Annotated in this window: 20 protein-coding genes and 2 riboswitches; of the genes, 15 read left to right on the top strand and 5 right to left on the bottom strand. The window is 45.0% G+C overall.

The genetic code is table 11. The annotated features are described in order from the left end of the window. The first annotated feature begins 21 nt into the window (after window positions 1-21). Window positions 22-213, top strand: a complete 192-nt coding sequence (locus ACDZ28_RS11095) for a hypothetical protein (protein ID WP_042123819.1) — start codon at window positions 22-24, stop codon at window positions 211-213. 233 nt (window positions 214-446) lie between these two features. Then, window positions 447-1,193: a lysostaphin resistance A-like protein gene (locus tag ACDZ28_RS11100; RefSeq protein WP_375104681.1), complete on the top strand. Its 747-nt coding sequence runs from the start codon at window positions 447-449 to the stop codon at window positions 1,191-1,193. An 81-nt stretch (window positions 1,194-1,274) separates the two neighbouring features. Here the strand turns inward: ACDZ28_RS11100 and ACDZ28_RS11105 are convergent, their stop codons facing one another. From ACDZ28_RS11105 to ACDZ28_RS11115, 3 genes are read right to left on the bottom strand one after another with little or no spacing between them, the layout of a single operon-like run. Next, window positions 1,275-1,727, bottom strand: coding sequence for a hypothetical protein (locus ACDZ28_RS11105; protein WP_375104682.1), 453 nt, complete (start codon window positions 1,725-1,727; stop codon window positions 1,275-1,277). Between the two features lie 39 nt (window positions 1,728-1,766). Further along, entirely contained in the window at window positions 1,767-2,288 is a 522-nt protein-coding gene (locus tag ACDZ28_RS11110; RefSeq protein ID WP_375104683.1) for a hypothetical protein, read from the bottom strand. Window positions 2,289-2,304: 16 nt separating this feature from the next. Continuing rightward, the gene (locus ACDZ28_RS11115) at window positions 2,305-2,796 is read right to left on the bottom strand and encodes a hypothetical protein (protein ID WP_375104684.1); all 492 of its coding nucleotides are present in this window, start codon (window positions 2,794-2,796) and stop codon (window positions 2,305-2,307) included. 132 nt (window positions 2,797-2,928) lie between these two features. Beyond that, window positions 2,929-3,094: riboswitch (cyclic di-AMP (ydaO/yuaA leader) on the bottom strand. Between the two features lie 420 nt (window positions 3,095-3,514). Then, a riboswitch (cyclic di-AMP (ydaO/yuaA leader) is annotated at window positions 3,515-3,704 on the top strand. 190 nt (window positions 3,705-3,894) lie between these two features. Between ACDZ28_RS11115 and ACDZ28_RS11120 the strand changes: the two genes are divergently transcribed. From ACDZ28_RS11120 to ACDZ28_RS11145, 6 genes are all read left to right on the top strand, one after another. Further along, complete coding sequence (locus tag ACDZ28_RS11120) at window positions 3,895-4,311, top strand: hypothetical protein (protein WP_042123826.1); 417 nt, start codon at window positions 3,895-3,897, stop codon at window positions 4,309-4,311. A 126-nt stretch (window positions 4,312-4,437) separates the two neighbouring features. Beyond that, complete coding sequence (gene kdpF, locus ACDZ28_RS11125; protein ID WP_076116927.1) at window positions 4,438-4,515, top strand: K(+)-transporting ATPase subunit F; 78 nt, start codon at window positions 4,438-4,440, stop codon at window positions 4,513-4,515. Between the two features lie 12 nt (window positions 4,516-4,527). Further along, window positions 4,528-6,204 (top strand): potassium-transporting ATPase subunit KdpA, encoded by a 1,677-nt coding sequence (kdpA, locus tag ACDZ28_RS11130; protein WP_375104685.1) that lies wholly within the window; start codon window positions 4,528-4,530, stop codon window positions 6,202-6,204. 16 nt (window positions 6,205-6,220) lie between these two features. Then, window positions 6,221-8,254: a potassium-transporting ATPase subunit KdpB gene (kdpB, locus tag ACDZ28_RS11135; protein ID WP_042123830.1), complete on the top strand. Its 2,034-nt coding sequence runs from the start codon at window positions 6,221-6,223 to the stop codon at window positions 8,252-8,254. 55 nt (window positions 8,255-8,309) lie between these two features. Continuing rightward, window positions 8,310-8,918, top strand: coding sequence for a potassium-transporting ATPase subunit KdpC (kdpC, locus tag ACDZ28_RS11140; RefSeq protein WP_375105337.1), 609 nt, complete (start codon window positions 8,310-8,312; stop codon window positions 8,916-8,918). A gap of 203 nt (window positions 8,919-9,121) precedes the next feature. Then, window positions 9,122-11,446, top strand: a complete 2,325-nt coding sequence (locus ACDZ28_RS11145; RefSeq protein WP_375104686.1) for a histidine kinase — start codon at window positions 9,122-9,124, stop codon at window positions 11,444-11,446. Window positions 11,447-11,549: 103 nt separating this feature from the next. Here ACDZ28_RS11145 and ACDZ28_RS11150 read toward each other — a convergent pair whose 3' ends face one another. Together ACDZ28_RS11150 and ytxJ are read right to left on the bottom strand one after the other, a co-directional pair. Next, window positions 11,550-11,789 (bottom strand): glutaredoxin family protein, encoded by a 240-nt coding sequence (locus ACDZ28_RS11150; RefSeq protein ID WP_375104687.1) that lies wholly within the window; start codon window positions 11,787-11,789, stop codon window positions 11,550-11,552. Next, complete coding sequence (gene ytxJ, locus ACDZ28_RS11155) at window positions 11,786-12,112, bottom strand: bacillithiol system redox-active protein YtxJ (protein WP_042123836.1); 327 nt, start codon at window positions 12,110-12,112, stop codon at window positions 11,786-11,788. Before ytxJ ends, ACDZ28_RS11150 begins: the two co-directional genes overlap by 4 nt. A gap of 228 nt (window positions 12,113-12,340) precedes the next feature. Here ytxJ and ACDZ28_RS11160 point away from each other — a divergent pair, with 228 nt between their 5' ends. The 7 genes from ACDZ28_RS11160 (at window position 12,341) to ACDZ28_RS11190 (ending at window position 18,834) form a co-directional block, all read left to right on the top strand. Continuing rightward, window positions 12,341-13,063, top strand: a complete 723-nt coding sequence (locus tag ACDZ28_RS11160; RefSeq protein WP_375104688.1) for an SDR family NAD(P)-dependent oxidoreductase — start codon at window positions 12,341-12,343, stop codon at window positions 13,061-13,063. Window positions 13,064-13,106: 43 nt separating this feature from the next. Further along, on the top strand, window positions 13,107-13,742 hold the full coding sequence (locus ACDZ28_RS11165; RefSeq protein WP_375104689.1) for a ThuA domain-containing protein: 636 nt from the start codon (window positions 13,107-13,109) through the stop codon (window positions 13,740-13,742). A 144-nt stretch (window positions 13,743-13,886) separates the two neighbouring features. Then, window positions 13,887-14,279, top strand: coding sequence for a MerR family transcriptional regulator (locus ACDZ28_RS11170; protein ID WP_375104690.1), 393 nt, complete (start codon window positions 13,887-13,889; stop codon window positions 14,277-14,279). A 38-nt stretch (window positions 14,280-14,317) separates the two neighbouring features. Further along, entirely contained in the window at window positions 14,318-14,644 is a 327-nt protein-coding gene (locus tag ACDZ28_RS11175; protein WP_375104691.1) for a thioredoxin family protein, read from the top strand. 117 nt (window positions 14,645-14,761) lie between these two features. Then, on the top strand, window positions 14,762-16,507 hold the full coding sequence (locus ACDZ28_RS11180; RefSeq protein WP_375104692.1) for a spore germination protein: 1,746 nt from the start codon (window positions 14,762-14,764) through the stop codon (window positions 16,505-16,507). Window positions 16,508-16,534: 27 nt separating this feature from the next. Beyond that, on the top strand, window positions 16,535-17,626 hold the full coding sequence (locus ACDZ28_RS11185) for a GerAB/ArcD/ProY family transporter (RefSeq protein WP_375104693.1): 1,092 nt from the start codon (window positions 16,535-16,537) through the stop codon (window positions 17,624-17,626). Next, entirely contained in the window at window positions 17,623-18,834 is a 1,212-nt protein-coding gene (locus ACDZ28_RS11190) for a Ger(x)C family spore germination protein (protein WP_375104694.1), read from the top strand. Before ACDZ28_RS11185 ends, ACDZ28_RS11190 begins: the two co-directional genes overlap by 4 nt. The last annotated feature ends 20 nt before the right edge of the window (window positions 18,835-18,854 follow it).

The following is an 18,854-nucleotide window of genomic DNA, read 5'->3' on the forward strand; positions in this document are numbered from 1 at the left end:
AACTTTTAAGGAGTGGTAATCATGACTAAAAGTGAACAATACAATATGATGCTTTTAATGAGTTCGGTATCTCTGGCTACGGTTAGTAGAATGCTCTCGACTAATGGGTCCGCTTTGATGGATTTCACTCAGGGTGTATTGACTGGTATTGCCATGGTGGGGATGATTGCGGGATTGTGGATGTACGGTAAGGCACGTAAGAGTAAAGCGTAATAGTAGGAAATAAGGAAGCCGCGGCAGATGCCGTGGCTTTTTTATATGCTCGAAAAGAGTGAAAAGCGAAATGATCGCGTTAGTAAAATTCAGTTCGGTATTTGTGTAATTTTAGTGAAAAAAAGTACAAAAAAGGAATTGGTGATATAAGCTAAGATTAGTCTCTTAAAAAACTTCTTATTTAAATGAGCAATAACGTGTTTATTAGAGAAAGCATATAGGGGAGAGGTTCAATGAGCAGGATGAGGTATTTCACTAAGGTGGAATTCTACAATTATAGGGCGGATAGCGGTGGTGAAAAAGCTGGTTATTATGCTTTGATCTTTTTTGTTTATAATGCCTTAATCATTTATTTATTTGGTCTATTGATGTATAAAACCGATTTTTTAGAACGAGCAGGGCTTCATTTTTCAAATGAACATCTATTGAAATTAGCCATCTATAGTTCTATTTTCATTCTTGAATTAGCGCCACTGCTATTTTTATTGAGGTCAAAGAAGGAGAGCCTGCAGAGCATTGGATTAACTACTTCCAATACTGCGATGTCTATTCTTCTAGGTATTGTTGGGGCCATTCCTTTTACCTATCAAATTATTCTAGACTTCATTCTACATAAGAAAGAAATTCAATTGGAAGGAGCAAATCTGTGGTTAGAGTTATTAATACTCTTCATTTTCACTGCACTGCCCGAAGAATTAATGTTCAGAGGTTATATCCAGACTCGAATTACAGGCTTGATTAAGAATAAATATCTTGCCATTGTAGTGGTTGGATTATTATTTGCGTTGATGCATATTCCTTTTCAAATGAGTATGGTTAATATGACCTTTATGGATTATTTAATTACTAATTGGGTGTATATGATTCAATTGATGGTTATGCATATTTATTTTGTCTATCTTTATACTCGAAATAATAATATCCTTGTCCCAATCATTAGTCATACCCTCATAGATTTTATTCAATTATATATGAAGTAACTCCCACGGGAGGGTTGAAATGCTGAATGTCAGCCCTCCAACTACGCTAGGTAGCTTTTCGACCAAAGTGAGCTCCGAGGGCTATACAACAGACAAATTACCGCTAGGCAGCAATTCCTCTTGAGCAGTCATTTGCTCCCGCACATGTCTAAGCTGATCTTTCAGTACAGGAACGCTCTTTTGCAGGATAATGCTAATTTGAGGTAAAGATAGCTTTAGGCCATACCACATCACTTTTACGAGCTGTTCCTCCCAAGGCAGTGCCTTGGCAGACAGAAGAGACCGGCGTGCGTAATAATCGGCGCATTGTCGGATACAAGAGCGGTAAGCTTCGATAGAGAATAGCTGGCTGTCGAAGCTTTTTTGACGGAATATTTTATGAAGCTCTTTAAAAGTACGGATAGTAACTCTCTCGGCTTCTGCTGATTGTTGTAACAACATAGAACTGAGCGCATAGATATCATTCGTATTCTTTTGAACACACTCTGCAAATATAGTTCTACGGGGTGATTCGGCAGGTAAGGGGTCAGGCATGATAAACACGATCCTTTCAGAATGGGTTATGTGATGAACCTATAATATAGAAAAGTAAGAAATGGATTTGTTGATAAGCTCGGCGGTATCAGGTTCTGGATAACTATGCTTTTGAAGCGCAATACTGGATACGGTCTTAGATGGTTTATAGTATAGCCGCCCCCCTCTGGAATCTCTTCCACCGGCGACAGCTCTGTACAGACGACCTTGCTGGATATGATCTGCCAATGATTTACCCTGCAGCTTGGCTTTTAAATCCTGTAAAGCATCTTGCACTAGCTCAAACTGAGTCTGATCCCACTCTGAACCATGGGTACGTACTTTATCTATCGCTTCCTCAAGCCGGCAGTGGTATATCATTCTGAGAAAAGAACTCCATTTAATAAGGTCGAAGGTTCTGGTATTGGCTGAGATAAGACATGCCCCCCAGCTGCTCCCCCCTTTACAGGTAAGTTTCAGGATGCCATACCGGCTGCCTGGATCAGCTTCCATTCCATAGTGAATAGGCTCAGGTGAATCAAAGACGAATACTTCAATGCGAGATAGTCTTCGCTGGTCCATGACAAGTTGCTCCTCCCTAGGTTTCCAAAAGCTTAAGCTCAACATGGTGAGTAAGGTTAGCCTTCTCTATACAGGCAAGCATTTCAGCTTCGTTCTCACAGACTGCGGCATGCTCCAGCCATAGTCGGAATTTCTGTTTACGTATAATGGATAAATGTAAGGGGAAGGTGCTGCGGGATCTCATTACGTACCAACCAATAGCAACGTCCTTCCAAGGTTTCTTAAAAGCGGCGAGCCACGGAAAACATTGGTGTGCCGACCAATCCTGCAGCTGCTGCTTTTCTCTGATATTTTTATATATTTCGTATATAATTCTTCGGTCCATACAGCACTCACAAGTAGAAGGGCTGCTGAAATGGCGCAAGGATTCAATTTGGTTCTGACCAAATGCATAGCCGACAATAGTTCTGTGATGATCCTCTTCGAACCATAACGCTCCAAAGCAAACATAATTTAGACTTATCGGCTCAAGCAGCCCTTGCTGAGTTCCCCAATAATAGTGTTTCATTCCTTTCACCCCGTCCAGCATGCTATTACCCGGGTAGGTTCAGGTAACGCAAAAACCGCAGCAAGAGGAGGACCTCTGCTGCGGTTTTGGAATACAGGCATACACACCTGTGCCAAAGCGTGGCGGATCAAGGGTCTCTCTCTTTACGCTTACGAGGTTAGCTGTCGGATTCGGACGGTGAGAGTCGCCCTACCTATGTGAGACTTGAACAGTCTCCTTCGGATTCACCCCAAGTAGGCCATGTGGCCCGATGGTTCCCCCGTTCCCTGCAAATACAGGAACTCAGCGTTGATTGTATTTCGTGAAATAGATTCAATCCGAATCATACTCTTTTCAAGGTGTTTCTGTAAAAGCAGAAAGTGTTCTTTTGAGCGCAATTTGAACCATATCCTACCGACTACGACGAAAAATCCTGCCAAATAGGTATTTATTGCGTGTTATCGAGCTTCTTCCTCGTTTAATCTCGACTTCTCGTTTCCTTTCCTATATAGGCGATTTTTGGTGATTTCTCCAGCTGTGGTGAATAAAATCACAGAGTCCGTCCGCTTTTCGCTAATTGATTCAAATTCGAGTAAACAAGAGATATAGAGAGATTGAATATCAAGTAAGCGCTATCCAATGCGAAAATAGTTTTTAATTTGCATTATTTTGGCATCAATCACGTTTTACAATACTTCCTGCATAAGGGTATGATTACTCCTGTTTCAACAACAATCGAATATTTGATCCGCTTAATTTCCGGTAAGGAAAGCGGGGGAACCAACAATCGGCAGACGATGTGAGAGTCGGAAGCCGGTTATGGGGTGAATCCTGTAGAAGATACGAGTGAGCTCGCATCTATACAGGTAGGGCGACTCTCACCGCCCGAATCCGACAGCTAACCTCGTAAGCGTATGGAGAGAGGATGAGTGCAATGTGACCGCTAGCGAGCCACAGAGGAGAATCCTTTGTGGCTTTTTGCTGTGCTTTTTTAAGCAAAGCATTTATGGAAAACCTCACGAAGAGGTCGTTATATTCATCATTAGCGGTAGCTTTTCTTTCAAGACCAGGGTGATCAAGCTCTGATCTTACAAGCAAAGCATTTGAGGAGAATAAGAGATGACAGATCAGAATGAATATGTACTGGTATGTGCGCCAACGAAGGCAGGAGAACATTTTATTAAGCTTCTAAAATTTAGAGGCATTAAGATGGCGGGATTGACCAACAACTTGCCTGAGAAGTCCCTACTTGAAGAGATGGGGATTGAGAAAGTCGTTCTAGTAGATACCCGCCATCAGAATACTTGGTTTCGCCCCCCGTTCCCGGTAGGCCGGGTATATCTGTTCGAGAGCAGCTTTACGTTATGCTGCCGCTACATTCAGATGTGCCGCACCTGGACGACGCAGCCGATTTTTGTGATCACAAGCTCAATAAATCCTAGATTGGTCTATAAAAGACTTGGTGCAAGTTATGTAATCTATTCCCACAGTGGTGATGCTGATTTTCTAATCGATAAATCACCTCATCAAGGATAAAAGAAGGAGTGCGGGAGATATGATGGATCTGTATATGGTGGCTTCGTTAGCTGTAATTTACGGGTTGTTTTATGGATTTATGCGCTGGTGCGCAGGTGTAGTTGAGGATACAGGGAGGGATAAGCTGTGATTCTAGTCATCGCTGTTACCCTACTGCTGTTTTTATATCTTGTTTACGCATTGATTCATCCGGAGAAATTTTAAGGAGGGGCATTCATGGGCATTTTGCAAATCGTAGCTGTAATCGTCATTCTCATCTTGCTGGTTAAGCCGATGGGCACGTATTTATATCATGTATTTTCTAATGAACCCAATCGTACGGATCGATGGTTTGGAGGCGTGGAAAAAGGGATTTATAAGCTGATCGGACTGAAAAAACGGGAAGGGATGTCCTGGAAAAAGTATGCGCTCAGCTTTGTTTTAACGAATATCGTACTGGTTACTTTCAGCTATATCTTTCTTCGATTGCAGCGGGGTTTACCGCTAAATCCGAATGGAATTGCGGATATGGAACAGACGCTTTCGTTCAATACGGTGATCAGCTTTATGACTAATACGAACCTGCAGCATTACAGCGGGGAGACGGGACTTTCGTATTTTTCACAAATGGCTGTCATCACGATGATGATGTTCACGTCTGCAGCGAGCGGATTTTCAGTTGCGGTTGCCTTTGTCAGAGGGATCACAGGACGCACATCAGTCGGGAACTTCTTCGAGGATTTCGTCAAAGCACATATTCGTGTGTTCATTCCGCTGGCTCTGCTAGTTTCATTGGTAATGGTAGGACTACATGTGCCGCAAACCCTCAAGCCATCACTTGAAGTCACTACACTAGAGGGGCAAACGCAACAGATTGCTATCGGTCCAGTAGCTTCTCTGGAATCGATCAAGCATTTGGGCACGAACGGAGGTGGCTTCTTCGGGGCCAATTCATCGCATCCTTTTGAGAACCCTAATCCACTTACGAACGTGCTGGAGATTCTTTCTATGTGGATGCTGCCAGCTTCGCTCCCTTATATGTACGGACTGTTTGCTAAGAACAAACGTCAGGGCTGGGTTATTTTTACCGCAATGATGACCTTGTTCGTACTACTGCTGGGACTGAACTATTATGCTGAATCAAAGGGTAATCCGGCGATCAATGCACTAGGAATCGAATCTTCGCAAGGCAGCATGGAAGGTAAAGAGGTCCGCTTCGGCATTCCGCAGTCTTCCTTGTTTACTTCAGTAACAACCGCAGCTACGACAGGTAGTGTTAACAATATGCATGATACGCTGACACCTCTGGGAGGTATCACGCCTCTGGCACTGATGATGCTCAACAATGTCTTTGGGGGTAAAGGTGTCGGACTGATCAATATGCTGATGTATGCGATTCTGGGTGTCTTCCTGTGCGGTCTGATGGTCGGCAGGACACCAGAGTTTCTCGGACGGAAGATAGAGGCCAAGGAGATGAAGCTGATTGCCATTGCGATCCTTGTTCATCCTTTCATTATCCTAGTGCCAACCGCAGCTGCGTTCCTGACCGATTTGGGGCAAGGGGCGATTACGAACACTGGATTCCATGGGCTCAGCCAAGTGTTATATGAATATGTCTCTTCTGCCGCGAACAATGGCTCAGGATTTGAGGGGCTTGCGGACAACACAACCTTTTGGAATGTTACAACCGGGATTGTCATGCTGCTAGGCCGTTATGTCTCGATCATCGCAATGCTGGCAGTAGCAGGTTCTTTACTTCAGAAGAAGCCAGTTCCTGAGACCATTGGTACATTCCGCACAGACAATGGTCTGTTCACGGGAATTCTGATTGGTACCGTAGTGATTATCGGTGCGCTGACGTTCCTGCCGGTCATTGTACTCGGCCCCATTGCAGAATATCTAACCTTACGGTAGGAAGAGGGAGAATAAGATGAGTACTGTAAAAAGAAAAAAGCTGCTAACGGGACCCATACTCCTTAGCGCTGTAAAGGATAGTTTTATAAAGCTTAACCCAGTAACGCTAATCAAAAATCCAGTCATGTTCGTGGTTGAGGTCGGTACGATCATTGTCCTCCTCATGGTGCTGGCTCCTGGATATTTTAATGCAGAGCAATCGATAGGCTTCAATATCACAGTGTTGTTCATTCTGCTATTTACAGTGCTGTTTGCGAACTTTGCTGAAGCACTGGCAGAAGGCCGCGGAAAAGCCCAAGCCGATTCACTCAAGAAAACAAAACAAGATATCACAGCAAACAAAATCGTTGGAGGGTCGGTGAAGACAGTATCCTCCTCCGAGCTGCGTAAAGGAGATATCGTCATCGTCAGTCAGGGAGAACTCATCCCTGGAGACGGTGAAGTGATTGAAGGGCTGGCTTCCGTAGATGAATCAGCGATTACAGGTGAATCTGCACCTGTAATCAAGGAAGCCGGTGGGGACTTTGGTTCCGTTACAGGCGGTACACGGGTCGTCAGTGATGAGATTAAAGTAAGAATTACAAGTGATCCTGGTGAGTCGTTTCTAGATCGAATGATCTCCCTTGTGGAAGGGGCGAAACGCCAGAAGACACCTAATGAAATCGCGCTAAATACACTCTTGATCAGTCTGACGCTGATTTTCCTGATTGTAGTAGTGACCTTGCGGCCGATTGCAACGTATCTAGGTGTTGATCTTGATATTCCCGTCATGATCGCCTTGTTGGTCTGTCTGATCCCAACAACAATCGGGGGACTGCTCTCCGCAATCGGAATAGCGGGTATGGACCGAGTGACCCAGTTTAATGTACTCGCGATGTCGGGGAAGGCAGTTGAGGCTGCCGGTGATATTAATACGATGATCTTAGATAAGACCGGTACGATTACCTTTGGAAACCGGATGGCGAGTGAATTTGTACCTGTCGGAAATGAATCGGAAGCGGAGCTCACAGCATGGGCGGCCATTAGTTCCTTGAAGGATGAGACACCTGAAGGACGATCTGTTATTGAGCTGGCCAAGAAGCTGGAACGCAGCTATGACAGTAAGCTTGCTGAAGGTGGGGCATTCGTAGAGTTTAAGGCAGAAACACGGATGAGTGGTATTGATCTGCAAGATGGACGCTGTGTACGTAAAGGTGCGGTAGACTCCGTGAAGAAATGGGTACAGTCTAAAGGCGGAATCATTCCCGCCAACCTCGACAGTAATTCTGATGCCATCGCTCGGATGGGGGGAACACCGTTAGCGGTTGCGGTAGATAATCGGATCTATGGACTTATTTACTTGAAGGATACGGTTAAGCCGGGCATGAAAGAGCGGTTTGATGAGCTGCGGAAAATGGGGATCAAGACCATTATGTGTACGGGTGACAATCCGCTGACGGCAGCTACAATTGCTCGCGAAGCGGGTGTAGATGATTTTATCGCGGAAAGTACACCTGAGGATAAAATAGCAGTCATTCGCCGCGAACAGAACGAGGGCAAGCTGGTTGCCATGACAGGGGATGGTACAAATGATGCCCCTGCCCTTGCCCAAGCTGATGTGGGCTTAGCCATGAACAGCGGTACGACAGCCGCTAAGGAAGCGGCCAATATGGTCGACTTGGACTCCGACCCTTCGAAGATTATTGAGGTTGTTGCGATTGGTAAACAACTACTGATGACGCGGGGCGCATTGACAACCTTTAGTATCGCGAATGATATCGCGAAGTATTTCGCCATTATTCCGGCGATGTTCATGCTCGCCATACCGGAAATGGAAGCCCTGAATGTAATGGGACTAGGCTCGCCAAGCTCAGCTATTATATCCGCTTTAATATTTAATGCGATTATTATTCCGCTGCTCATCCCTCTGGCTATGAAGGGTGTGTCGTATAAAGCTATGAGCTCTACGAAGCTGCTCGGACGCAATATTTTTATTTATGGGCTGGGCGGAGTGGTTGTTCCTTTTGCTGGCATCAAGCTCATTGATATGATCGTAAGTGTATGGATTTAATGACGTGTTGACTAATCATTGAAAGGGTGAGAGCATCGTGAATAACGGAAACTCCATGGAGGATACTGATGAGCAGTTGTCATCATCGAAAAGTTCTTATTTCTTTATTATTGTACGATTAAGTCTAGTATTTATTGTTCTTTGTGGAGTGATCTATCCTCTGACGACTACAGCGCTTGCCCAGGTTCTGATGCCGTCGCAAGCGAACGGCAGCTTACTTAAGAACGATGCTGGAGTAGTTGTAGGCTCGGAACTTATCGGACAGAACTTTACGAACCCGGCTTTATTTCATGGACGTGTGTCGAGTATTGAGTATAAAGCAGAGGCTTCAGGCTCCAATAACTACGCTCCATCCAATCCGGATATGCTGCAGCGGACCAAGGATTTCATTGCGCAGTGGCAGCTCGATAACCCGGATGTGCCCGTGAACAAATTGCCAGTCGATTTGATCACCAACTCAGGTTCAGGTCTGGATCCGCATATCACACCTGGCTCGGCTATCGTGCAGATTCCTCGGATTAGCAATTTAACGGGTATTCCTGCTTCGCAGCTGGAAGAGCTAGTGAATAAGCATACTGAGGGCCGTGACTTGGGACTGTTCGGTGAAGAACGGGTTAATGTATTGAAGCTAAACATGGATCTATTGAAACTATCGAACAAATAAATATAACAAAAATCCCTGCCAGATTCCTTAGAATCGGGCAGGGATATCTTGCTTTCTAGAATATAAGAAAGTATAAGTTGCACATTATACATCATCCTTATATTTCTACGGGAAACGGCTGTCATCTTTGAAGGACGACAACGTCGTTTCTTCTTGGAACAGAAGAGTACATGCATGATCGGGGTTATTAAGGAGTGGTCTTGATGGGAACATACCGGAGGAAGACGCCGGAGGAGCTGCTGCTCTCGATCTATGAGCTGCATCGGGGACGTCTGAAAATCTATATCGGTCCGGTCAGCGGGTCGGGCAAAACGTATCAGATGCTGCGTGAGGGTCAAGCGCTTAAAGCGCAAGGAATTGACGCCGTGATCTGTGCGGTTTCGACGAACCAAAGTCCTGAAACAAGGGATCAGCTGGGCGATTTGGAACGGATACCAAGTATTCATTGGTTTCAGAAGGATATCGAAAAGAAGGATCTTGATGTAGAAGCTATTGTGGCACGTAATCCTGAAGTAGTGCTTACTGATGGCTTGGCTCACCAGAATCGCGAAGGTGCAGAGAGGTCAGGAAGGCTGGACGATATCAAATATTTATTGAGTAATGGGATCAGTGTCATCACAACTGTAAACGTATATGAACTAGAGGGTGCCGCGGATCTGGCGCGGAAATGGACCGGAATTGAGGTTGAGCATTCCCTTCCAGCTGAAGTGCTTACGCTTGCCGATGATATTGTTCTAATTGATGTGACACCGGAAAAGATACTTCAGCGCTTGTCCGACGGACATTTAGGTAAGCACCAGCAGATATCGCTTTTTAACAAGGGGAATTTAAGCAAGCTGCGGGAGCTGGCACTTCGGATGGTTGCTGAGGATGTTAATGATTCGCTGGAGAAACATCGGGAAGAGCAAGGGCTGCAGGGAGCGTCAGGGATTGCCGAGAAAGTCTTAGTCTCTGCACAGTATTATTGGAACGGCTCGATCCATATCCGCCGTGGACAGCAAATCGCCAAAAGGTTAAATGGGGATCTTTCAGTTGTGTCATTTTGGAAGCAGGGTCTCACCTTTTCTAAGGAAGCAGCCACCTTTAAGCGATCTCTCTGGAAGCTGACCGAAAAGATTGATGCCTCTATGGAGGAGATCACCTATCGCTCGAAGCGGGAGATCCCTCGTCTGTTGGTAAAATACGCAACCCGGCACAATATAACCCGAATCGTTATGGGACACTCCAAGCAGACCGCTTGGCAGGAATTATGGAAGGGCTCGATTGCCAATTCGTTACTGAAGCAAATTCGAGGTGTGGATGTGTTCTTCGTGGCGGACCGTGCTGACCGCGAGGGAGAACGTGTACTTCCAACCCGGCAGAGTCGTAATGAACGGAAAGCGGATGTCTATCACAGGTTAAGCAATCAGGAAGTACAGGATAAAATCGATGCGATTCGCGGAGGTACCTTTAAGGTATATATCGGGGCAGCGCCCGGTGTGGGCAAGACTTACAAGATGCTGCGTGAAGGGAATGATCTCTTGAAGAGAGGGATCGATGTCGTGATCGGACTCTTGGAAACGCATGGCCGTAAAGAAACCCTTGAACAAATCGGTGATTTGGAGATCCTTCCGCGTCTACGTATGGAGTATCGCGGGACCGTCCTGGAGGAAATGGATACGGCAGCTATTATTAAGCGTAATCCTGAAGTCGTGCTAGTGGATGAACTTGCTCATACCAATATGCCGGGCAGCAAACATAAGAAGCGTTATATGGATGTTATGGAGCTGCTGGATGCGGGAATATCTGTGATCTCTACCGTGAACGTTCAGCATTTAGAAAGTCTGAATGATGCCGTAGAGCAAATTACAGGCGTTAGAGTAAGAGAGACTTTTCCGGACAGTATTCTACAGCGGGCTAATGAGGTAGAGCTTATCGATGTATCACCCAAGATGCTTCAAGAGCGGATGAAGGACGGGAAAATCTATGCCATGGCCAAGGTGGATCAGGCGCTCGGGGCTTTTTTCAAAATCGGGAATTTGATCGCTCTTCGAGAGCTGGCACTGCGGGAAATTGCTGATGATGTGGATGAGCGGCTGGAAGCTTGGGAGCGTGTCGGTTCGCTACGGGGACCGTGGCGGCGTCAGGAAGTCATTTATGTATGTATCACCTTGGGGGATCATGCGGAGCGCTTAATTCGGCGTGGTTTTCGGATTGCATATCGTCTAAAAGCCTGCTGGTATGTCACGTATGTGCAGGAAATTAAGCAGAATGGACCCATTTACGATAAACGTATAAATGATTTAAAAGAATTGACGGAACGACTGGGTGGAACGTTTAAGATGATTGAGAGCGGGCTTCCCGCACGAGTGGCGTCCTTGCTGCTAGAGAGATCTCAGGCTTTACAGAGCACTCAGATTATTATCGGCCAGTCTCAACGCTCATGGCTGCGTAAATGGCTACGCGGGGATGTTACTAAGCAGATTCTACGTTCTGCCAGAAACGTGGATGTACTGGTTGTGGCGGATCTCATTCGTGAGGAACCATAGATTATGCCGAATGAAAAGAGTATCCTCAAGCCGATCGGCTGTGAGGATACTCTTTTTTTGCAGCTATGAATTACATCAGATACTGAATAGTTTAATGGGTGAATTATTGGGCAGCTTCGATGAGTGCTTTGAGCGCAGGAAGATTAAATCCCTTGATCGCTTGATCCCCTGCTACGGTGACAGGAACGCCCATGAATCCAAGCTTCTCAACTTCCTCTTGATAGACTGTGCTGGTCATAACATCTCTTACTTCAAAAGGGACACCCTGCTCCGTAAGATAATTTTTAACCAAAGTACAGTCACTGCATCCTGCGGTTGAATAGACAATCACTGACTCACTCATTGGTTCACAGCCTCTTTGATAGCATCTCTTGTGATCTTCCAGTGGGAAGTGTTCCAGCGAACCTCATTGTCCTCAAGCAGGAAAAGTTGTGGAGATTCATGTTTGATGCCGAAATCCTCAGCAATTTGATTGGAAACGGGACGATCCTCGATGACTAAGACCACTGCAGCGGCAGTATCCGCATCCTTCAGATAAGCCTGAAACTCTTCATTAGCTTTAGCACTAATCGGGCAGGTCGTACTGTGTTTGAACAGCAGCTTCTTGCCAGGCTTAGCTACATATTGCTCAAGATCCTCCAGCGTATGGAGTTGTTGAATAGACATAGATATCACCCTCCTGGGATCGTTATTTTGCTAACAATTGTGTTGTTAACAACCTGTAATCATGATTGTAACATATATCAAAATTAAAACAAAAAGGATTCTGAAGAGCTTGCATAAGAGGGCGCTATACCTGGAACCAATCCCGTTGAAAAAAAGAGTACAGCATGCTAAGGTGAAAAGAAGCAACATGCCTAACCATATCGCTACGAGATAGGAGTGTTCAGAAGAATGAAGAGAGTTGCATGTGTAACTGGAGCTGATCGCGGGCTCGGACTGTCGCTTGTACGTTCGTTGCTGGCCAAACAGTTCTCAGTATTTGCAGGACAGTTTTTGAAAGAATCAGAAGATTTGAAAGCGCTTAAAGAACAATATCATGAACAGTTAGAGCTTATCCCCCTAGATATCAGCAATAAAGACAGTGTAAAGCAGGCCGCAAGAGTAATAGCCAGTAAAACTGGGTATGTCGATATTATTATTAATAATGCAGGTATTATTCGTTCTGCTGATAATGCTACTGTGCTGGTGGAGCTGGATGATGAAGCCATGGCAGAAATATATAATGTAAATACGCTTGGCGCGTTAAGAGTCAGCAATGCACTGATGGGACTGCTGCTGCAAAGCAAGGATAAATTAATCGTCAATATTTCTTCGGAAGCGGGCAGTATTGCCCGAAATAAGCGTATCAACATGTACGGCTATTGTATGTCGAAGGCAGCGCTGAATATGCAGTCCTCCTTGATGCATAATCATCTAACAACGCTTGGCGGTCAAGTGATGGTATTCCATCCTGGCTGGCTGCAGACTTATATGCATGGTAAGAAGGATGAACAAGCGCAAACGACTCCGGAAGTGTCGGCGGAACAGATTATAGCTCTTGTTCTCGATTATAAAAAATATCTGGGCGAGGAACCGGCCTATCTGGATATGGATGGCAGTGCGTGGCCTTGGTAGAAAGGGTATCTCAAAATAGGATTAGAAGAAAGGCGATGATAACATGTCAACACTAAAGGCACTCGCACTCGGAAGCTACTCGGAGGTTAAATATCACCCCTTTGCTGGTGTGGACCGGGAGATCGAACAAATACTTGCTAATGACTTACAGGTTTTTTCATCAGAGGATTATGCGCTGCTTCATAAAGAAACGTTGTCTGACTACAAGCTGGTAATCTCCTACACCGAATTTTCTGATGATAAAATCCCGGCGGAACAAAGCGGTGCTTTGCTGTCCTATGTGGCTGAGGGGGGCGGACTATTAGTAGTACATAACGGAATTTCCTTACAACGCAATCAGGAGTTGGGTGCTATGCTGGGCGCACACTTCACCCATCATCCAGAATACACTACGCTAAAGATGTCCATACCCGCACGGGAGCATCCCATTATGCAGGGAATTGAAGAATTTGTGATTGATGATGAGCCGTATTATTTTGAGATGCATCCGTATTTCGAAACGACGGTGCTTGCAGAATATCCGCATGAAGGAGCTATGCGACAAGCAGCTTGGTGTCACGAATTTGGTTTGGGTCGGGTGGTTTATTTAATGCCAGGGCATCATTTGCCTTCATTTTCGGTAGAGCCATTCCGTGAAATGATTCGTAGAGGTGGACTTTGGGCAGCAGGATTATTGTAGGTTATAAGTGGACATCTATATTATAGAATGAAAAACGAGTCCAACTGTGGGATAACTACGGTTGGATTTTTTTGTTGACTCTTACATTGGTGTCAGGGTTTATACTGGTGTAGAACAATTCTCATGAACCCCGGGGAGAATGCTATGAAAATAGGTGAGCTTGCTAAACTGACGGGCGTAAGCGTCCGTTCACTTCGTTATTATGAGAGTCAGGGATTAATCTCTCCGATCCGTCAGGCCAACGGATATCGGGAGTACTCTTCACTCGCTGTGGAGACGGTAGAAACGATCAAATTATATTTGAACCTGGGTCTGTCAACTGAACAGATTGCAGGCTTTCTACATTGTGTCTTGATGAACAAAGAAGCTTTCTGCGCAGAAGTGATGCCACTATACCGCAGTAAACTTGAAGATATTGAACGTCAGCTTGTAGAGCTGAATCAGATCAAACGGAATTTGGAAGAAAGAATGGCATCTATCTTGCAAGAGCAGAACGAAAGTAGGTTAGGGACTTGTACACTGGAGAACTTGGAGTAAGTACTGCCGGTGTTGAAAACTATGAGGAGGAATGACAAATGGCTATTACAAATGCAGATAGTGCTGATTGGGTACGAGCAGAAATAGGCGGCGGTAGAACGGTATTGGTAGATTATGGTGCGCCATGGTGTCCTCCTTGCAAGGTGCTGCTGCCTCTTCTGGAAGATCTTCATCAGGAATATGGAGACGATGTTTCTATTGTAAAGGTGAATTGTGACGAATTGCCGGATCTGGCTGGGGAAGCCGGGGTTATGGGAATGCCTACAGTCATTGTATATAAAGATGGGCAGCCCATGGAAAAGTTGGTAGGCCTACGTCCGATAGCAGCCTACCAAGATGTATTAAACAAGGTTATTCAAGCATAGGGGAATAATTATAAAGATGATCTTAGGGAGACCCCATATTGTGGGGTCTTCTTTGTATGCATGAATTATCCATCTTCGGTAAAAAATACGGTCACAGCTATAAAGGAGGGGTTAGGGGTGTGGAACGAGGTAATAGAATTAATTCCGAGTTGGGGTGTGATTTTCCAAGGGATTATGATTTTCTGTGTCCCTTTCTTCCTACTTCGTACAATAAGCTGGGCTAAAGCCAAAGAAGACAGGAAAACCACTAGAGCGGAAAAAGCTACTGGCAGTAAGGGTGGAGGGGTTCCTTACGGAGAAGCAGCATCTGGAAAAACAAGCCTATTAGAACGATCCCAGGGGCAGTCTAGCTCGGATGTAGTAACTAAGGATAAGGGAAAGAGAATCACTTATAGCGGCCACTTTGAGGATGATTTGCAGAAGTTTAAAGCGATCAGCGCCGATATGCATGATGTGAATGTAAGGGAGCTGCGAATCGGAAGCATAAAGACAAGAGCAGCGCTATTGTACGTAGACGGACTAACAGACAAAGACAAAATGGATCGGAATATATTGAAGCCGTTAATGAATGCGTATCAGCCATTTAAGGATATGAACTCGGTACCGGCAGCAAAGGATCTACAAGATATTCTCATTCATGAGATCCTGCTTATCTCGGAAGTGGAGCTTACGAATAATGCATACCTCTCTCTTCAAAAGGTGTTATTTGGATCTGCCGTGCTGCTTGTGGAGGGCATATCAGAGGCTTTTGTGCTCAGTAGTCCGAAGGGGGCTACAAGAGGGATAGAGGAGCCAGAATCTGAAGCAGTCCTGCGGGGCTCACGAAGTGGATTTAACGAGACCTTAAGCGACAACACGGCAATGCTGCGTAGACACGGACAGAGTACAGAACTAGCTATGATTTCTTTTACTGTAGGAAAGAGAATGCAGAAGGAACTCATCTTAACCTATATCAAGGATATTGCGAATGATGAACTTGTAGAAGAGGTCAAACGAAGAATTGAAACGATAGACTTAGATGATATTCAAGAATCTGGCTATGTTGAGCAATTAATCGAAGATAATAGCTACAGTCCTTTCCAGCAGATTCAAAATACAGAGAGACCGGACCGTGTAATGGCAGCACTCCTGGAAGGAAGAGTAGCCATTTTACTTGACGGTACACCCTTTGCATTGATTATGCCGGTAACCTTCGGGATGTTACTGCAATCGCCAGAGGATTATAATGATCGCTGGATGGTAGGCTCACTGCTGCGCCTTTTACGTTTTTTTGCGGCAACGATATCACTGTTTGCCCCGGCACTATATATTTCCTTCCTCTCGTTCCAGCCGGGATTGATTCCCACTAAGCTAGCCATTTCTATTATTGCCTCTCGGCAAGGTGTTCCCTTCACTGTATTAATCGAAGCCTTGATTATGGAGACCTCGATTGAAATCTTACGGGAGGCTGGACTTCGCTTGCCTAAACCTATCGGCCCGGCAATGGGGATTGTCGGCGGTCTGATCATCGGCCAAGCTGCGGTGGAAGCTGGAATCGTGAGTCCAATCCTAGTCATTGTCGTATCAATTACGGCTGTTTCTTCCTTCTCTATGCCCATGTATAGTGCTGGGATGACGCTTCGTATGCTCCGGTTTGCAGCTATGTTTTTTGCAGCAATCTTTGGATTATACGGAGTGGTACTGTTTTTTCTTTTGCTTAGTAGTCATTTAATTAAGCTGAAGAGCTTTGGTGTTCCCTATCTTGGTCTGGCAGTTCCGAATAAGTCAGTCAATTGGAAAGATTTTATATTCCGTATGCCTTTGCAATTTCTAACTGGGCGGCCTACGTTGTTGAAACCAAAGGACCCTTTGCGTAAAGGGTAAAAAGTCTAGGTAAAGGAGGAAGAGAACATGAGCGCCGAGGTAAAGGACCGGATTACTGCTGTTCAAGCGACGATCATTCTAGCCAATTATACGATTGCGGCAGGGGTACTTACGCTTCCTCGGACAATTGTAGAAGCTAGTGGTGCACCAGATGTTTGGATAGCTGTTTTTTTAGGAGGAGTGGCCTCCTTTCTGTTTGGATTGATCATCGTAAAACTTAGTCAACGGTTCCCAGGCCAAACTTTCTTTCAGTATATCGGGAAGATCATCGGCAAGCCTCTCGGAACGGTTCTCTCATTAGGAGTCATTGGATATTTTCTCAGTATCGCCGGCTTTGAGATACGTTCTGTGCAAGAAGTGACTTCTTTTTTCCTACTGGAAGGTACACCTCCTTGGGCGATAGTGGCTACTTTTATGTGGATTGCCTTCTATTTATGCAGAGGAGGCATTAATGCGATCACTAGCATGTGCAGACTTATTGTTCCGATTACCTGGACAGTGTTTTTAGGCGTTTGTCTGCTTAGTTTCGAAGTTTTCGACCTCAACAATCTGCTTCCAGTACTTGGAGATGGATTGGAACCCGTGTGGAAAGGGATTAAGCCAACCATCCTAACCTTTACAGCTGGTGAAGCGATGCTGTTTGTTGTTGCTTTTATGGATAAGCCCCAAAAAGCAGTAAAAGTAATTATAGCTGGAACCTGTATATCGACGATATTTTATGTCTTGGCTGTTGTAGCGACTATAGGTGCCTTTTCTATCGATGGGGTTCTCACAAGAACTTGGCCGTTTCTCGATCTTGTTCGAAGCTTTGAAGTGAACTATCTCATCTTTGAAAGGTTTGAGTCCTTGTTGTTGGTGATCTGGATTATGCAGATCTTTTGTACCCTTTGTATTGCGATTTATGCGGCGGCGTTAGGTTTGTCTCAAATCATTCATAAAAACTTTAAAAGCTGTTTGTTGGCGTTACTTCCGGTTGTTTATGTAGTTTCTAGGATTCCTCCAAATGTGAATGCTCTGTTTGCATTTGGGACAGGTATTGGTGATAGTATGCTTATTCTATTCGGATTGCTTCCGTTGCCACTATTAATCATTACATACTTCCGGAGGGCTGTTTCATGAAACAATGGAGGATGTGGATCGTACTTTCTCTAGTATGTAGCCTCTTGTCCGGCTGCTGGAGCAGTTCACCTATAGAGGAATTAAACATGGAGATTGGTGTTGCACTTGACAGTGTGGATGCGTCAGAAGATGAGGAGGCTGCTAAGTCAGGAGTTGGGAATCATTCGAAACATCCAAAAATAATAAGTACCTATCAATTTACGATTCCACAAGGGTCGGGTGGAGCCGTTATGAAGTCTTCTAGCAGTTCATCCTCCTCCTCTTTTAAGAATTACTATAATATGAGTGAAACTAGCGATTCCATTTTTGAAGCGATGCGGCAGCTTTCACTGCGTACTAGACGCACTCCGATTGGTCATCACCTTAAGATTATTGTGATTAGTGAGGAACTGGCGCGTTCCAATAACCTTACTAAACTCATAGACTTCTTTACACGGGATAATGATATTCGTCCAAGTGTCATGTTATTTGTCAGCAAAGGAAAAGCCAAAGATGTATTGGAAAATGCACTGCCGGGTCAGACCCCTGCATTTGTACTTGAAGGGATCTTCAATAACAGAGACCGGAATATGGGGATATGGGAGCCGGTAACACTGGCCAAAGTAGTTGGCTTGTTACAAGGAAAGAAAAGTTTCTTAGTGCAAAATGTTCTCGCTATTGATAAGGAGACTAAGCTAGCAGGAGCAGGCGTATTCAAAGGGACAACGGGGAAGCTTATCGGCTTTTTGGACGAGTCGGAGCTGGAGGGGATGGCCTGGCTGACCGGAAAGGGATTAGGGGGAGTGCTTAAGACGTATGATCCGGATACCAATAATCTCATAACCTATGAAGTTAAATCCATGCATAGCAAGATCAAAGCTAATGTGAACAACGGGCAGATTTCTTTTAATGTGAAAATAAAATCTACAGGTAGATATGCCGAGGTTTTTGCCGAGAAACCGAAAAAATTACATGACGGCATTGTAAAGAAGGATAAAGCTTTGCTGCAGAAGCGTGTCCTAGAATTGGTGCAAACTACTGTAACAAAATTGCAAAAGGACCTGCATACCGAAGCTGCCGGTTTCGGCACCAGTCTGCATAATCAGCATCCAGCCGTATGGCGGAGCGTCAAGGATAACTGGGACGAAACCTTCAGCCAAATTCCGATTACCTATGAAATAAACCTGAATATTGAAGAGTACGGTGCATCAGATACAACCGCTGAATAGAGAGATTGTAAACGTTCAGC

The organism is Paenibacillus sp. RS8 (genome assembly GCF_041956825.1).
Classification (GTDB): domain Bacteria; phylum Bacillota; class Bacilli; order Paenibacillales; family Paenibacillaceae; genus Paenibacillus_AQ.

Excerpts from the sequence above, each read along its gene's own strand:
- ACDZ28_RS11120 (WP_042123826.1), top strand. The coding sequence starts at position 3,895 with ATGACAGATCAGAATGAATATGTACTGGTATGTGCGCCAACGAAGGCA.
- ACDZ28_RS11175 (WP_375104691.1), top strand. The coding sequence starts at position 14,318 with ATGGCTATTACAAATGCAGATAGTGCTGATTGGGTACGAGCAGAAATA.
- kdpC (WP_375105337.1), top strand. The coding sequence starts at position 8,310 with ATGGAGGATACTGATGAGCAGTTGTCATCATCGAAAAGTTCTTATTTC.
- ACDZ28_RS11105 (WP_375104682.1), bottom strand. The coding sequence starts at position 1,727 with ATGCCTGACCCCTTACCTGCCGAATCACCCCGTAGAACTATATTTGCA.
- ACDZ28_RS11095 (WP_042123819.1), top strand. The coding sequence starts at position 22 with ATGACTAAAAGTGAACAATACAATATGATGCTTTTAATGAGTTCGGTA.
- ACDZ28_RS11185 (WP_375104693.1), top strand. The coding sequence starts at position 16,535 with ATGAGCGCCGAGGTAAAGGACCGGATTACTGCTGTTCAAGCGACGATC.
- ytxJ (WP_042123836.1), bottom strand. The coding sequence starts at position 12,112 with ATGTCTATTCAACAACTCCATACGCTGGAGGATCTTGAGCAATATGTA.
- ACDZ28_RS11115 (WP_375104684.1), bottom strand. The coding sequence starts at position 2,796 with ATGAAACACTATTATTGGGGAACTCAGCAAGGGCTGCTTGAGCCGATA.
- ACDZ28_RS11100 (WP_375104681.1), top strand. The coding sequence starts at position 447 with ATGAGCAGGATGAGGTATTTCACTAAGGTGGAATTCTACAATTATAGG.
- ACDZ28_RS11165 (WP_375104689.1), top strand. The coding sequence starts at position 13,107 with ATGTCAACACTAAAGGCACTCGCACTCGGAAGCTACTCGGAGGTTAAA.
- kdpB (WP_042123830.1), top strand. The coding sequence starts at position 6,221 with ATGAGTACTGTAAAAAGAAAAAAGCTGCTAACGGGACCCATACTCCTT.
- ACDZ28_RS11145 (WP_375104686.1), top strand. The coding sequence starts at position 9,122 with ATGGGAACATACCGGAGGAAGACGCCGGAGGAGCTGCTGCTCTCGATC.
- ACDZ28_RS11190 (WP_375104694.1), top strand. The coding sequence starts at position 17,623 with ATGAAACAATGGAGGATGTGGATCGTACTTTCTCTAGTATGTAGCCTC.
- kdpA (WP_375104685.1), top strand. The coding sequence starts at position 4,528 with ATGGGCATTTTGCAAATCGTAGCTGTAATCGTCATTCTCATCTTGCTG.
- ACDZ28_RS11170 (WP_375104690.1), top strand. The coding sequence starts at position 13,887 with ATGAAAATAGGTGAGCTTGCTAAACTGACGGGCGTAAGCGTCCGTTCA.
- ACDZ28_RS11110 (WP_375104683.1), bottom strand. The coding sequence starts at position 2,288 with ATGGACCAGCGAAGACTATCTCGCATTGAAGTATTCGTCTTTGATTCA.
- ACDZ28_RS11150 (WP_375104687.1), bottom strand. The coding sequence starts at position 11,789 with ATGAGTGAGTCAGTGATTGTCTATTCAACCGCAGGATGCAGTGACTGT.
- ACDZ28_RS11160 (WP_375104688.1), top strand. The coding sequence starts at position 12,341 with ATGAAGAGAGTTGCATGTGTAACTGGAGCTGATCGCGGGCTCGGACTG.